Below are 14,569 nucleotides of genomic sequence, written 5' to 3' on the forward strand. Positions count from 1 at the left end.
GGCCGGCCCCTGGCTCACAGGGCCCTTCGCTTCGATGCCTCAGAAAGCCTCAGCCGATCATCGCGCCGCGATTGCCTTCGGCCTCGCGCGGCTTGAGATCGCGTGATTCCAGCATCTCCGCCTTGGAAAGCTCCGCTTCAGCTTCGGCGAGTATGGTTTGCGCCGAGCTCTTCTGTTGCATGAGGTCTGATTGTGAGTTCCTGAGATTGTCGCGGCGCTGGCGCGCCGCCTTGGCGAAAGTCGGATAGGCGAAATGATTGATGTCGGTGATGCCCGACTTCTTCTCCTCCGCGGCGATCTGGACCTCCAGCTCGCTCGCCATCCGCTCGAACTCGGCGATCATCATGTCGAGCTGCATTATCTGGCGGCGTTTCTCGTTCACCTGAAACCGCTTCAGACGGACGAGATTCTCACGTGACTTCATGACTCGCTACTCCCGAGTACGCTCTTGCCTTGCACCGATGGTCGCCGCCCTCGATCGGCTCAATCACCTACGAACCGGCGAGCTTGTCTCTTTTGGAAACAATTTCCTAAAGATTTCCGCCGCCGGTAACCTTTCGTTTACGCGCATTGTTAATCATACGCATGAGGACTTAAGGCGGGGTAAAAATCCGGACGCAAGTCCGGAGACCACAATGCGAGTCCTTAGAGTCGCTTGTCGTGACTTCTTAAAGTGCGGAGTCCAAAGCGGCGCTCTGAGATTTATTTGAGTTTTCAATAGGGTGGATCGAAGAGTTTGGGCAGCGAAATGGTGCTTGCAAAACGGGATTATGTTTTGTTAACCATTCAATGGCAGCCTCCGATTCAGGCAAGCACTGCTCCGGCGTCGTGAGGCCCGCAGGACGGCCCGGCGGCAGCAAAGGGGAATGAAATGCGCGTTCTGCTGATTGAAGACGACAGTGCAACGGCACAAAGCATCGAATTGATGCTGAAGTCGGAGAGCTTCAACGTCTATACGACCGATCTCGGCGAAGAGGGCGTCGACCTCGGTAAGCTCTATGACTACGACATCATCCTGCTCGACCTGAACCTGCCCGACATGTCGGGCTATGAGGTCCTGAGGACGCTGCGGCTCTCCAAGGTCAAGACGCCGATCCTGATCCTGTCGGGCATGGCCGGCATCGAGGACAAGGTTCGTGGGTTGGGCTTCGGCGCCGACGACTACATGACCAAGCCGTTCCACAAGGACGAGCTCGTCGCCCGCATCCACGCGATCGTTCGCCGCTCCAAGGGCCATGCGCAGTCGGTCATCACCACCGGCGACCTAGTGGTGAACCTTGACGCCAAGACGGTCGAAGTCGGCGGCCAGCGCGTCCATCTCACCGGCAAGGAGTACCAGATGCTGGAGCTCCTTTCGCTGCGCAAGGGTACCACACTCACCAAGGAGATGTTCCTCAACCATCTCTATGGAGGCATGGACGAGCCCGAGCTCAAGATCATCGACGTCTTCATCTGCAAGCTCAGGAAGAAGCTCGACGCCTCGTCCGGCGGGCAGAACTATATCGAGACGGTATGGGGCCGTGGCTATGTGCTGCGTGAGCCCGAGGAAATCCGCGCTAGCGCCTGAAAAAGAGGGCAATAAGGCAATAGGGCAGTAAGGCAATAGGGCGTAAGTGGCCTTCGCCAACGGCGCGGCCGTCAAGGGTGCTCTCCTCCCTATTGCCCTACTGCCTTATTGCCCTATTCCCCTAAGCCGCCTGCAACTGCCTGAATCGTTCAAGCAACTGCGCCCGGTTGAACGGCTTCAAGAGATAGCCCTGCGCGCCGGCACGCTTGGCGCGCATGATGGCGCCGATATCGACCTCGATAAGGCACAGCATGATCTGCGGCTTCACCGCCGACGGGACGGCGCGGACGCGCTGGATGAACTCGACCGCGGTCATGTCCGGCAGGACACTGTCGACGACGATGAACTCGGGCATCTCCGCCATGCACAATTCAATCGCCTCGACCCCGCTGCCGGCCTCGACGACAAGCATCTCAGGGCCGCCGAGGATGCGCTTGGCAACCTTGCGGATGACGCTCGAATCATCGACGAACATGCAGCGTTTCACGTGGCGAACCCTCGTCTAGAGCAGCATGAATTGGGAGGAGTCCATTCATCCCGCTCTAACCCTTTGTTTTGCCGAATGACCTATCCGAAAAGTCTGCAACTCATCGGGATCATGCTTCAGGAGCCTTCTCGTGGAATTGCCCCCTGAACAGCCCAAAGGCTAAAGGATCGGCGTAAAAAACCAGAAAACTTGTTGGGTAAAGTTTTTCATAATGCAGTTCAGCAAGAAGATCTGCCAGTATTTTAGAATATTCTCAAAGATCAAGCGGCCGTAAGGACGATATCTTCTGCGCTCGCGCGGATTGAAATTTCCATGCCGGCTTCCCTCGCCAGCAGCAGCGTGTAGTAGGGCTGCACGGCGTGTGCGTCGATCGGCTCTTCGGGCTTGCGGCCAGAGTGCAACTCGAGGAACTTGGGCGGGACACGGAGCATCGGGCCGGCAGCGGTCAGCGTGAATTTCGGCTCGGTCTCAGGGTTCTCGATATCGACCGTGATCTTGCCGCCGCGTGGGATCGCAGCATTGGCGATCAGGATCAGGTTGAGGAGCAGCTTCACCTTGTTCTTCGGCATCAGTGCACGTCGGCCGTTCCAGATGAATTCCGGCTTCTCATTGGCCAGGAATGCGGTCGCGACCGCCTCAGCATCACCGGTGTCGATCAGCATGCCGGCCGAACCGGCCGCTCCGAAAGCGATGCGGGCAAACTGGAGCCGGGCCGAGGCGTTTTTCGCGCTGGCGCGGATCAGCTTCATAGCGTCTTCGTCGGCCCCCCCTTCGTCCAGCAGTTCCAAGCCGTTGTTGATGGCGCCGACGGGGGAAATGATATCGTGGCATACGCGGCTGCAAAGAAGCGCCGCAAGGTCGGGTGCCGAAAGCGTAAAAAGGTCGGCCATCGAAGACTATCTCCAGGCGTTCTCGTTTGCCGAAACCGACGGTGCGGCCAACCGGCGAATCATGCTGCAAAATGCAGAGGAACCGATACACAGCACGCGAACGCGCGGCAAGGAACGCAACGCCGCAACCCTTTGAAAAACACGGCTTATAGCCTCGTTTTCGCGGTTGCAGCAAATGCCGCCTTCCGAGATAGTTCGGATTTTATCATTTCGGACTTTAATGGTTGAAAAAGGATTACGGTTTAAGGTCTCCAAATGGTGACCAGAGGCTGACTGAGCTCAGGTCTCCGCTGTCGGGCAACGGGCTCGCTTACGGAGAAACGAAGGATGCTTTCAGAACTGATCAGGCGGAGTGTGATCCGCATCATAGCAATGCTGGCCGTATTGATCGCCGCGGTGCTTTTCGCTGCGTCGCCCGTGCGCGCCAACGAATACACGGCACAGGAGATCATCGATTCCGGCCATCGCTTCTTCGGCGCGACGTCGGGCGGCCTTGCGACCGTGATCGAAAAGATCTTCGCGTCCTATGGCCTGCCGAACGGCTATGTGCTCGGCGAGGAGGGCTCCGGCGCCTTCATCGGCGGGCTCATTTACGGAGAGGGCACGCTCTACACGAAGAACGCCGGCGACCATAAGGTATTCTGGCAAGGGCCGTCGCTCGGCTGGGATTTCGGCGGCAACGGTGATCGCGCCATGATGCTGGTCTACAATCTCGACGACGTGTCGAATCTCTACCAGCGTTTCGCTGGTGTTGCCGGCTCGGCTTACGTGGTTGCCGGCCTCGGCTTCAACGTGCTGAAGAGCGGCAACATGCTGCTCGTGCCGGTCCGCACTGGCGTCGGCGCGAGGCTCGGAGTCAATGTAGGCTATCTGAAGCTGACCCAGACGCCGACCTGGAATCCGTTTTAGGAGGCGGGCGATCCCGGGAGGTCTGGATTCCTGCCATCAAGGCATGCCAGATACGGATGTTGCTTTGTCGGTTGCGGTCCGATCGGATTGACGCGTGGTCCAGTCCATCCTCTTCTTCTCTCTCGGCTTTCTCGTCGCCGGCTTCCTCGCCCTGATGATCGCGCCGGCGATCTGGCGGCGCGCCGTTGCGCTCACCCGAAGGCGAATCGAGGCCTCGGTGCCGCTTTCGCTTGCCGACATACAGGCCGACAAGGACCGTATCCGCGCCGAGTTTGCCATGTCGACGAGGCGGCTTGAAATGAGCATCAAAAGCCTCAAGGAAAAGGCAGCCGCCCTGAAAATCGAGATAGGCCGCAACCGGGAGGAGCTCAACCGGCTCGCGGTCGAGCGTGACGAGAAGCATCAGGCATTCTCGGCGCTCGAAGCTCAGGCCGGCGAGCTTCGCGCCGAGTTGCGTCAGCGGGAGGAGCAGTTGCGCCTGTTGGGCGATCGGCTCGTCGAAGCGGAGCAGGCGCTGCAGGAACGTGCGCTGGACCTGGACGAGGCGAGCCTGATGGCATCGAACAGGCAGATCGAGCTGGTTGCGCGGCAGGCGGAGAGGCCCGTGGGCGACGTGGAGCAGCGCAAGGGGATCGACCAGCGGATGCAGGACATTGCTGCCGAGAACAAGACAGTGCGCGATTCGCTAAAGGCCGAGCGCAAGAAGATTGCCGAACTCGAGAAACAGCTCGAGGGAGTGGTGGCCGCGCTCGCCGACCGCGAAGAAAAGCTCGACCGGCGCGAGCGCGAGTTTGCCCATCTGCGCGAGCAGGTCATGAACAAATCCGAGGCTGAGGACGAACTCAGCGAGAAGCTGATCGATGCACAGAAGGAAAAGGTCGAGCTCGAGGCGGAACTGGCCGAGATGGGGGCTCGGATGTCGGTGCTGCTCTCCGGCGCGAAAGACGGCGATGCCGAGAAGGCAATGGCGAAGCTTAGCGAAGAGCGGGAGCGGCTGCAGGCGCGTCTCACGACCCTCACACGCGAGAACCGCAGGTTGAAGGCCGAGCTCTCGGCCCACGCAAAGGCAAAAGCCGAGGACTGGGATGAGCGACAAAGCAACGCGCTCTTGCGCAAGCAGATCAACGACCTCGCCGCCGAAGTGGTATCGCTGACCGCGGCGCTGGAGGGCCCGGATTCTCCGATCAACAAGGTCCTGGCTTCGGCTCCCGCAGATGCTGCCGCGACTGAAAAGATCGTCAGCCTTGCCGACCGGGTGCGGGCGCTGCAGGAGGCCGCGCAGAAAGGGTGACTGATCCGGCCAGCCCCTGTTCGGCAACGCTTGCGCCCTTCGAGTACCCCTCATCCGTCTCGGCGCTACGCGCCGAGCCACCTTCTCCCACAGGGGGAGAAGGGCGGCCTGGCGTTTTAGCTCGCTGCAAATTGCCGCGGTTGGAGATTGGCGGAGACGCAAATGCACCGCACCCCCTTCTCCCCTCGTGGGAGAAGGTGGCTCGGCGCTTCAGCGCCGAGACGGATGAGGGGTACTCCAGTAGCCGGAGACGTTGTTCCGCCTCGCCTACCTGTTCCTGATCTCATGCAGCGCGATTGCGGCGGTGGTCGCAACGTTGAGGCTGTCGAATCCCTCCGAGATAGGGATACGGACCGTTTGCAGGCGCTCCATCAGATCGCTGGGGAGGCCATCGCCCTCGGTGCCAAGAAAGAGCGCCATGCGCTCTCGCCGTGCGAGATCGCGGATGTCGGTTTGCCCCTTGGGCGACAATGCGAGCTGGGTGAAGCCGCCGGCAGCCAGCATCTCCATCAGCCGCTCATCTGAGCCGGCTTCGGCGAAGGGCACCTTCAGAGCAGCGCCGACCGAAACCCTGATCGCCTTGCGGTAGAGCGGATCGCAGCAGGTCTCATCGTAGAGCACGGCGTCAGCACCGAATGCTGCCGCATTGCGGAAGATCGCGCCCATATTGTCGTGGTTGGCGATGCCGACGAGCGCAACGACCAGTGCGAGGGCAGGCAGGCTGGACAGCAGGTCCTCGGCGCTTTCCTCGTTGCGCCTGCGCCCTATCGCCAGTACGCCGCGATGGATCGGAAAGCCGGCAACGGCGTCCATCACCCGTCGCGAGGCCACGTAGACGGGCAGCTCCTCACGCGCTTTTGCGAGCGTCCTCTCAATGCCGGCCAAGCGTGATTCGAGGATCAATACCGATTCGGCCTCGAATCGGCGGGCTGAAAACAAGACATCGAGGACGACCTTGCCCTCGGCGACGAAACGGCCGTGGCGTCCGACAAGGTCACGCTCGCGAATGTCGCGGTAGGCCGCAATGCGGGGATCGTCAGGATCGTTGACGACGATAGGCATCATAGCTGAACGGTCGCTCCGCTTCGTTCACTCCCTGTGCCGATACGGCGTTTGGAGCGATGTGTGAAGCGGGCGCGAAACCCAGCAAGGTCGGGATGCTTAACTGGAGCCGGCGTGCTCAAGTTGGAGCGCCACGCCGCCCTCTATCTTTGCTTCCGAATCGGAATCTATCCGAAAGCCACGCACTGTTCGGCCGATTCGCTAACCATTCGCCGCGCGACGCATGACCCTCTTCGGAGCCTCTTCGGCGAAGAGCTCCTCGAGCGTCTCGATAACACGGCGGGCGGCCTGCGACTTGCAGGAGTAGTAGATCATCTGTCGGTCGCGCCGCGTCTCGACAAGATTTAGGCTGCGCAGCTTGGCCAGATGTTGCGAGAGCGCAGACTGGCTGAGCGAGACCTTTTCGGCAATCGCGCCCACCGACATCTCGTTATCGAGGAGCTGCTCGATAATCGCAAGCCGTTTGCCGTTGGCCAGCAGCGATAAAAGGGCCGCTGCCGCGTCGGCGTTTCCATTGAGTTTTGAAGCGTGCATTTCTTCCCCCACGAGGGACGTGTTTCTCGGGGAACGCCATGGGGGCAATGGCGTTCCGGATTTGATCTCCGTCGGCGCGTCCGCCAGAATCGGAGGTAATATACACAAGTTAATATTTTAGCAGCTAAACGACAAGACACCCGCCGTCAGGTTGGGCCAAATTTACTCAACCCTGGGTGCCAAGTAGCGTCCTGCCTTGCTGAACCAGTGCAACCAGCATCTTGCGCAAATCGGCCGCGCTCGCAAGCGGTTCGTCGAAAAAGACGCGCCTGCTGTCATCACCCAGGGCAAGGTCGAGGCCTTCGGCATCGATGCCGGTGATCGTCCAGCCTTCGCCTCGGGCCTTGGCGAAAGCGTGCGCATAGATGTCGACGGCGTCCGGGTGGTCGGCGTTCATGTGATCGATTGCCGGTTGTTCGGCCTCCGCCAGCGCTCCATTCGTGGGAAGGTCGGAGACGAGGTCGGAGCCGGTCAGCTGATAGGCCTTGCCGAAGCCGGCATTGAGGCTGGCGCGTTCGATCGCAAGGCGAAAAAACGAGAAGTCGGCGAAGCTCGCATAGAGCTTCGCCTTTGGATGACGATTGAGATAACGGCGCTCAGCTCGTCCTTGCTCGAGTGCGCCGCGTTCTAGCTTCATGGCCCGGCAGTGCAGGCTGATGCGCGGGTAGGCGAGGGGGTCGCCCTTGCCGGGTTCTCCCACGAGCAGCGAACAGCGCGGGTCGGCGAGGATGGCTGCCGTGTGCTCGGAAAGCGCCGAAACGAGGATGAGCGGCGCGCCGTCGAGATCGGTCGCCACCGCCACGCGGCTGGCGAGCGGTGCGCCGGTGCCGGGCTCGAGCGCCGCGAGCGCACCATAGCGGCCAGTCCTGACCAGCGTCTTCGCCTGCCTGATTGCGTCGGCATCGGTCTCGCGAATTACGGACTTCTTTTCTTCCACGTCGGATCTCTGGAATAGCGAATAGGGAATGGCGAATAGCGAATAGGGTAGGTTTATCTGCGGGTCCATCTATTCGCTACTCGCTATTCCCTATTCGCTATGCGCAACGCTATTCCTCCGGCTCGGTCGTGAAAAGCAGCGGATAGCCCGCCTTGCGGCCGGCCTCGGTGGCGCGGGTCGCCTTGGTCTCGGCGATGTCCTTGGTAAAGACGGCCACCACACAGACGCCGCGCCGATGGGCGGTGATCATGACGCGGTAAGCCTGGTCCGCACTCATGCGAAATTCGGCCTTGAGCACTGTGACGACGAATTCGCGCGGGGTGAAATCGTCATTGACGAGGATGACTTTGTGCAGCTTCGGGCGCTGCGTCTTCGGCACTGCCTTGGCCATAGGCCGGGTGATGGTGTTTGCGTCGGGCATGGGAGCGGCTCCCGATGACGGAACGGACAAAAACGCTGCCCTATATAGGCTCGCACAACAGGCCGGCGAGGTCCATGCCGCCGAGCTGGGCTAGCACCCAACTGTAGCGGTGATCGGTCGGCGCCTTCGTGACCTTCTTCCGCATGATTTACGCGGCAAAATGCGCGCTTGACACAATCATGCCACAATACCACTTGCCGGTTGTTGGCCGGCGCAAGAGCCGTTGATGATCAGCGCCTTGGTAACCAGCGAGGTCCGAAGTTCTTTCTTATGCCTAGTGACAGTCCTTTCCGACGGACGATTCCGCCTCTGACAGCCAGCCCGCGCTAGGCCGCCTATCGGCTCACGCGACCGGTCCAAAGGCGGCCGATCGGTGCGAGGTGAGCCATGAACGACAATTCACAAATCGAGCTCGTCAAGGACGCAAGCTCAATCGACCCTCATGCGCTCGCCATGCGTCTGGCCGAGGAGCGTGCGCCAGACATCGTCGAGGCGTTGAACGAGCGGACGCCCGAGGACGCCGCCCTTGTCCTCCAGGCACTGTCTCCGGAGCGCGCCATTGAAGTGCTCGACCAGCCCAGCCTGGACTGCGGCCCGGAAATCATCGCTGTGCTGCCTCGAAGCCAGGCCGCGGCCTATCTTTCGGGCATGTCGGCCGACCGTGTTGCCGACGTATTCCATGAGCTGGAGGAGCCTACGCGTTCAGAGCTTCTCAGCCTGCTCGACGTCGACACGAAGGCGTCGCTGGAAAGATTGCTGGCCTATCCGGAGGAAACCGCTGGCGCCATCATGACCACCGAATTCGTCTCGGTCCCGTCGAACTGGACGATCGCCGAGGTGCTCCATCACATCCGCACGGTCGAGCGCACGCGTGAGACGGTCTATTCCGTATTCGTAGTCGACCCGGTCAAAAACAAGCTTGTCCATGCGGTAACGCTCAGGCGTCTGATCTCCGGTGATCCGCACGCCTCCGTACTTACCGTCGCCCCGTCGCGAAAGCCGATCATGATCTCGCCGTTGGCGCCGCGCGACGAGGCGGTGCGGCTCATCTCCAAATACGACCTTCTTGCAGTGCCGGTGGTCGACGCACACCGCCATGTGATCGGTATCGTCACGGTCGACGATGTGATCGACGCAATTTTCCAGCAGCAGACCGCGGAAGTGCAGCGCTTCGGCGGCATGGAGGCTCTCGACGAGCCCTATATGGACATTTCGTTTCCCGGAATGATCCGGAAGCGCGCCGGCTGGCTCTGTGTCCTGTTCCTTTCCGAGATGCTGACCGCCACGGCCATGCAGGGCTTCGAGGACGAGCTGTCGAGAGCGCTCGTGCTCACCATGTTCATCCCGCTCATCATGAGCTCGGGTGGCAATTCGGGCTCCCAGGCCACTTCGCTGCTGATCCGTGCGCTTGCCCTCCACGAAATCAGGCTGCGCGACTGGTGGAGGGTGGCGTTGAGAGAGCTGCCCACCGGTCTGATGCTCGGCGCCATACTTGGCGTGATCGGCATGATCCGCATCACGCTGTGGCAGAAGATCGGATTCTACGACTATGGCGAGCACTGGCCGCTGGTGGCGTTGACCGTAGGTGCCGCACTGGTCGGCGTCGTCAGCTTTGGCTCGATGGCCGGCTCGATGCTGCCCTTCATCCTGCGAGGGATGGGGTTCGACCCGGCGAGCGCCTCGGCCCCGTTCGTCGCGACGCTCGTCGACGTCACGGGACTCGTGATCTACTTCTCGGTGGCGCTGGTGATCCTGCGCGGCACCCTCTTGTGAGGGTACCGCGGCTGAAACCGATAGAGCGGCTACGCCTGTGCGCTTTTCGCTCGCGCGGTTCTTCGGTCCGGCCAGTTGCGCCAATCACTGATTGGCGGGATCGGTCTCGGCATCAAAGGCCCATCTGCAGATGACCGCCGAAGCCAGCAGACAGGGGATGGACGCGAGGCCGGCGAGCACGAGCGAGCCGGTGAGGCCGACGTCGAGCGAATGGATGATGAGCCCGATGATGGTCCCGGCAATCGTCAGCATCTTCACAACAAGAAAGAGTGCTGCGGCTATCGTGGCGAAAATGGTCTTGGCGGTGAAAATTCGTTCCATTTGGACATGCCCATGAAGCAGCCGGAGCGGCAGCGGGCTGCCTCTCGACGGCTGAAAGGTTGATGAAATAGGGAGGTCTTAGACGAGCCGAGCCGGCGGGCCGCGGGCCCGCGCTTGGGCCAGCGAGCTGGGCGGCAGGCCGATATCCGAATCGGAGCAGCCCGCGTGAGTGAAGCGAAGCGCCCGGTATTCCTCGGCAGCCTGAATGATTGCAGGCTGTCCGGGCAGGCCCGTCTTGTTCGGTGACCCGCGGAAGGCCTTGGCTTCCGCCAGCGCGAACGTTGGGCGGTGAGCTGCGATTGCTGCTTCGGGCGCACGCTCAATGGAGGAAAGCTGCGGCGCGGTATAAGAGGCGAAGTCGACTCGGCCTGATGGAAGCCAGGCGAGCGCAAGCAGCAGCGCCAGCAGGCGCAGCCCGAGCGCAAACCTGGGTGCCTTGGTCATGATCGACTGCATGTCACTGCTGACTTAGGCGCTATGGGCCGGGCACGCCAGGAAAATTCCTGACCCCTCGACCTTGTCGCTTCGGTCTGCGACCTGCCTGCGGTCATCCCGGAGGCTTGACAATAGACGACGCATGTTCTCTTTATGTTCTTGTTTGCGAAATCTCTAAAACAAAGCTGCGGCTGAAGCACGGAGGGTGAACGGCCGCGATGGAAACGACAGCCACCATCCTCCATGCGGACCTCGATGCCTTCTATGCCTCGGTCGAGCAGTTGCTCGACCCGTCGCTTCGCGGCAAGCCGGTCGCTGTCGGCGGTGGGGTGGTGCTTGCTGCCTCCTACGAGGCCAAGGCGTTCGGGGTACGCGGCGGCATGCCGGGCCGGCGGGCGCGCGAGCTTTGCCCGAAACTGATCTTCGTCGCCGGCCATTTCAAGGAATATCAGCGGCTGGGCGATGCCGCGATCAAGGTGCTCGGCGATTTCACGCCGCTCGTCGACCGAATCTCGATCGACGAGGCGTTCGCCGATGTCATGGGCTGCACGCATCTGTTCGGCACGCCTCCCGAGATCGCCCAGGCGTTTCGGCGCCGCGTTCGCTCGGAGCTCGGCTTGCCCATTTCGGTCGGCGTGGCGCGCACGAAGCACTTGGCGAAGATCGCCTCGCAAGTGGCGAAACCCGATGGCCTGGTGGTGGTCGATCCCGGCCATGAGCTCCCGTTCCTGCACGGTCTGCCGGTCGAGCTGATGTGGGGCGTCGGACCTGTCACCAGGGCGCGGCTTGCCGAGATCGGCGTCACCACGATCGGGCAATTGGCCGAGACGCCCGGATGGTCGCTCGAGCGGCTGCTCGGGCCTGCGGCGGGCGAGAAGCTCTCGGCGCTTGCCTGGAACCGCGACCCCAGGGAGATCAGGACACATCACCGGGCGAAGTCAGCCGGGGCGCAGTCCGCGCTCGGCATGAAGCCGATGAAGGAGAGCGTCATCCGGCCGGCGCTCTTGCATCTCGCGGACAGGATCTGCTCTCGGCTCAGGGCCAAGGCACGGCCCGGCCGGACCGTGACGGTGCGGGTTCGCTTCGCGGACCTGCGCTCGGTCACCCGTTCCGTCACGCTGGACACGCCGATCGCGGCGACGGGGATGCTCGCCGAGGTCGCCGGGGAACTGGTACGGGCGGCACTCGCGGACCACCCTCAGGAGAAAACCATCTCGCTTCTCGCAATCTCGGTGTCGCATCTCGAGGAGCATTGGCAGATGCAGCTCGACCTGCCGCTGGCGCTCGCAGACGAGAAGCGGCGGCCGGGCACCAGGCGAGGCATCGCCCGTTGCGTCGCCGATCGCGCCGTCGACAAGATCCGCGACCGCTTCGGCTGGGAGGCGGTCGGCTATGCCTCGGTCGCGCTCGGCACGTCGCGCTCGGTGCCGGATGCGTTTCGCGAGCTGGCGGAGAAGGAGCTGTGAGGTAGACGCGGCGTCCAGCCTTCGCCTCCAGGCAAACTCTTCTAGGATAGCAACGCGACCTTCCCGCTTGCGACGTCATAGCGGGCGGACACCACCTTCAGTTTTCCGTCCTTGATCGCTCCTGCGATGATGGGGGATGCCTGGCTGAGCAGCGTCGCCTGGTTCTTGGCATTGGCGTCGATGGCGGCGTCAAGGTCGGAGCCCGCTGTGTCCACGGCCGGCCGGATGGGCGCATAAAGGGCGCTGATCTGTCCTGGCACGGCCTTGCCTTCGATGGTTGCCTTGACCGCACCGCAATTGCCGTGCCCCAGCACCATCAGAACCTTGGTGCCCAGCACGGCGACACCATATTCGAGGCTCGCCGTGATCTCGGGCGAGGTGATGTTTCCGGCCACGCGGACGACGAACAGATGGCCGATGCTCTGGTCGAACACCAGTTCCACCGGCACCCGGGAATCGGCACAGGAAAGGACGGCGGCGAAAGGCTCCTGTTTCTCGGCCGTATTGGCCTTGAGGATCGACAGGTCTTCATTGAGGGACTGGAGCTGTCCGCCGACATAGCGCGCATTGCCGTCCATCATCGCCTGGAGCGCCTCTTGTGGTGTCATGGTGGTCTGGGCAAAGGCGGGCCGAGTGGACGAAAGCGTGGCGCCTGCCAGTACGGCGGCGGTGCCGCCGATCGCGCCGCAGAAAAACCTGCGTCGCGTCAGATCGGCGGTTTTCCCATAGCCCGCCGAAATCCTTGAGCAATCGCTGCAACCGCAGGCCGCGGCACCCTCCTGGAAGGCAAATTCTTCAGTCTTCATGTCTTCCTCCCTTTGCGCTCATCGTGTTGGACAGTAGCCAGTTGGATGCTGTTCAGGCGAAATCCGACCGTTGTCGATCCAATCTGCTGCCACGTGCGGAGGGCTGGCAAGGCCCTTTACGTTACGTTACGCGATACTCGCACCCGCTCGGGCGACAGGAATCCTGGAGCGTCGAGGACGGTGTCAGCCTGACTGTCGCGCGGATCGGCATGAACTGACGATCATCGGTGTCGCGGCCGCAAACAGCGCGAACGCGGAGATGACCAGTGATGCGCGGGTACCCCATATGAAACTGTCGTCAGTGCCAATCAGCGAACCGAACAGCGCAACGCCCAAAACGCTGCCGGTTTGCCGGGTTGCGTTCAATACGCCGGCGGCCACGCCGGAACGCGACTTGTCCACGCTGGCAAGCAGGGCCGAAGTGAGGGGCGGCACGAGTAATCCCAGTCCTGCGCCCATGGCGATCATTTGCGCGCAGAGCGCCCAATAGCTGGTGCCCGGCCCCACCCCGAGCATGGCAAGGCATCCGGCTGCCGACAGGCACGCGCCTGTCGCAATGGTTTGCGGCACACCGATGCGCTCGCTGATGCGTGCCGCCAGCAGGTTCACCGGGAGCACGACGCCAACCATGGGCACGAAGGCGAGGCCGGTAGCGAATGGCGAAAGGCCGTTGATCTTCTGAAAGTACAAGCTGAAGACGAAGATCAAGCCGTAGAACGCCACGTTGACAAGCAAGCCTGCGAGCGAGGTCAGCGCGAACATCCGGTGGTTGAAAAGTTCCAGTGGGAGCATTGGTTGACATACGCGCCGCTCCCGCCAGACGAAAAGCAGGCCGCACACCAGAGCTGTAAGGAAACCGGCAATCACGAAGGGGTGACTCCACCCGAGCGCACCCCCTTCGATCATGGCCCCGGCGAGAAAGCCAAGCGCCGCCACGGCAGCGACCTGCCCGGGCAAGTCCATCTCGCGTTGCTGCAAGCGCGTCGTCTCTGTTGCGTAGCGCCAGGTCAGGTAAAGGCCGATCAACCCAATCGGCAAATTTACCAGGAAGATCGAGCGCCAGCCGATGAGCGCAATCAGACCTCCACCGACCAATGGCCAGCGGTCAGTGCCACGCTCGCGCCGGCGGCCCATACTCCGACCGCCCTGCCGCGCCCGCGCTCATCGGAATAGGCGTGGTTGAGCAGCGCAAGCGAGTTCGGCACCAGCATTGCAGCGGCAATGCCCTGAACGTAACGCGCCGCGATGAGAACGATGGCGCTCGGAGCAAGCGCGCAGGCGAGCGATGCCGCCGTGAAAATGGCGAAGCCCGCCATAAATACGCGCTTCGCGCCAATCCGATCTCCGAGAGCACCTGCTGTCAGGATAAAGGCGGCAAAGGCAATGGTGTAGGCGCTGACCACCCACTGCAGCTCCGACACCCCTCCCTCGAGCGCCTTGCCGATCGCGTCGAGCGCTGTGTTCACGATTGTCACGTCGAGCTGAACGACGCCATAACCAAGGCTCATAGCCGCCAAGGTGAGCGATGCTGTAATCGATGATGGGACCGGCACGCCCTGTGCATGAGGCGCAGCCTGCGCCTTCGCGGGCGTTTGTGGCCCGATTGGTGGCTTGAGAGGAGCGTCTTGCACGGCTCATCTCCTTTTGAAGGGCTCATCTCCTTTTGAAGG

At 61.9% G+C, this 14,569-nt stretch carries 15 protein-coding genes and 1 pseudogene; 5 read left to right on the forward strand and 11 right to left on the reverse strand.

All coding sequences use genetic code 11. The features are described from left to right. Positions 1-49 precede the first annotated feature (49 nt). A complete protein-coding gene (locus tag SAZ10_RS10695; protein ID WP_318609201.1) occupies positions 50-424 on the reverse strand; it encodes a flagellar export protein FliJ in 375 nt (124 codons plus the stop codon). A 447-nt stretch (positions 425-871) separates the two neighbouring features. On the opposite strand from SAZ10_RS10695, the gene ctrA reads away from it, so the two are divergent. Then, positions 872-1,567: a response regulator transcription factor CtrA gene (ctrA, locus tag SAZ10_RS10700; protein WP_318609202.1), complete on the forward strand. Its 696-nt coding sequence runs from the start codon at positions 872-874 to the stop codon at positions 1,565-1,567. Between the two features lie 121 nt (positions 1,568-1,688). Here the strand turns inward: ctrA and SAZ10_RS10705 are convergent, their stop codons facing one another. Together SAZ10_RS10705 and chpT are read right to left on the reverse strand one after the other, a co-directional pair. Beyond that, positions 1,689-2,054, reverse strand: a complete 366-nt coding sequence (locus tag SAZ10_RS10705) for a response regulator (protein WP_318609203.1) — start codon at positions 2,052-2,054, stop codon at positions 1,689-1,691. 260 nt (positions 2,055-2,314) lie between these two features. Beyond that, positions 2,315-2,944: a histidine phosphotransferase ChpT gene (chpT, locus tag SAZ10_RS10710; protein WP_318609204.1), complete on the reverse strand. Its 630-nt coding sequence runs from the start codon at positions 2,942-2,944 to the stop codon at positions 2,315-2,317. A gap of 372 nt (positions 2,945-3,316) precedes the next feature. Between chpT and SAZ10_RS10715 the strand changes: the two genes are divergently transcribed. Further along, the gene (locus tag SAZ10_RS10715) at positions 3,317-3,853 is read left to right on the forward strand and encodes a DUF1134 domain-containing protein (protein WP_318609629.1); all 537 of its coding nucleotides are present in this window, start codon (positions 3,317-3,319) and stop codon (positions 3,851-3,853) included. A gap of 94 nt (positions 3,854-3,947) precedes the next feature. Beyond that, the gene (locus SAZ10_RS10720) at positions 3,948-5,144 is read left to right on the forward strand and encodes a hypothetical protein (protein WP_318609205.1); all 1,197 of its coding nucleotides are present in this window, start codon (positions 3,948-3,950) and stop codon (positions 5,142-5,144) included. Between the two features lie 267 nt (positions 5,145-5,411). On the opposite strand, the gene SAZ10_RS10725 is transcribed toward SAZ10_RS10720, so the two are convergent. From SAZ10_RS10725 to clpS, 4 genes are all read right to left on the reverse strand, one after another. Beyond that, entirely contained in the window at positions 5,412-6,209 is a 798-nt protein-coding gene (locus tag SAZ10_RS10725; RefSeq protein ID WP_318609206.1) for an RNA methyltransferase, read from the reverse strand. Positions 6,210-6,407: 198 nt separating this feature from the next. Continuing rightward, entirely contained in the window at positions 6,408-6,740 is a 333-nt protein-coding gene (locus SAZ10_RS10730; protein ID WP_318609207.1) for a metalloregulator ArsR/SmtB family transcription factor, read from the reverse strand. A 166-nt stretch (positions 6,741-6,906) separates the two neighbouring features. Then, complete coding sequence (locus SAZ10_RS10735; protein ID WP_318609208.1) at positions 6,907-7,746, reverse strand: HugZ family protein; 840 nt, start codon at positions 7,744-7,746, stop codon at positions 6,907-6,909. Between the two features lie 40 nt (positions 7,747-7,786). Beyond that, entirely contained in the window at positions 7,787-8,098 is a 312-nt protein-coding gene (clpS, locus tag SAZ10_RS10740; RefSeq protein WP_318609209.1) for an ATP-dependent Clp protease adapter ClpS, read from the reverse strand. Positions 8,099-8,485: 387 nt separating this feature from the next. On the opposite strand from clpS, the gene mgtE reads away from it, so the two are divergent. Further along, on the forward strand, positions 8,486-9,871 hold the full coding sequence (gene mgtE, locus SAZ10_RS10745; protein WP_318609210.1) for a magnesium transporter: 1,386 nt from the start codon (positions 8,486-8,488) through the stop codon (positions 9,869-9,871). An 84-nt stretch (positions 9,872-9,955) separates the two neighbouring features. On the opposite strand, the gene SAZ10_RS10750 is transcribed toward mgtE, so the two are convergent. Beyond that, a complete protein-coding gene (locus tag SAZ10_RS10750; protein WP_318609211.1) occupies positions 9,956-10,192 on the reverse strand; it encodes a hypothetical protein in 237 nt (78 codons plus the stop codon). 78 nt (positions 10,193-10,270) lie between these two features. Continuing rightward, on the reverse strand, positions 10,271-10,636 hold the full coding sequence (locus tag SAZ10_RS10755; protein ID WP_318609212.1) for a hypothetical protein: 366 nt from the start codon (positions 10,634-10,636) through the stop codon (positions 10,271-10,273). A 209-nt stretch (positions 10,637-10,845) separates the two neighbouring features. On the opposite strand from SAZ10_RS10755, the gene dinB reads away from it, so the two are divergent. Further along, on the forward strand, positions 10,846-12,093 hold the full coding sequence (dinB, locus tag SAZ10_RS10760) for a DNA polymerase IV (protein ID WP_318609213.1): 1,248 nt from the start codon (positions 10,846-10,848) through the stop codon (positions 12,091-12,093). 41 nt (positions 12,094-12,134) lie between these two features. Here dinB and SAZ10_RS10765 read toward each other — a convergent pair whose 3' ends face one another. Together SAZ10_RS10765 and SAZ10_RS10770 are read right to left on the reverse strand one after the other, a co-directional pair. Beyond that, positions 12,135-12,899: a carbonic anhydrase gene (locus SAZ10_RS10765; protein WP_318609214.1), complete on the reverse strand. Its 765-nt coding sequence runs from the start codon at positions 12,897-12,899 to the stop codon at positions 12,135-12,137. 183 nt (positions 12,900-13,082) lie between these two features. Further along, positions 13,083-14,452: pseudogene (locus SAZ10_RS10770) on the reverse strand (MFS transporter). Between the last annotated feature and the right edge of the window lie 117 nt (positions 14,453-14,569).

It is taken from the genome of Mesorhizobium sp. BAC0120 (assembly GCF_033542235.1).
GTDB lineage: Bacteria > Pseudomonadota > Alphaproteobacteria > Rhizobiales > Rhizobiaceae > JAWRCU01.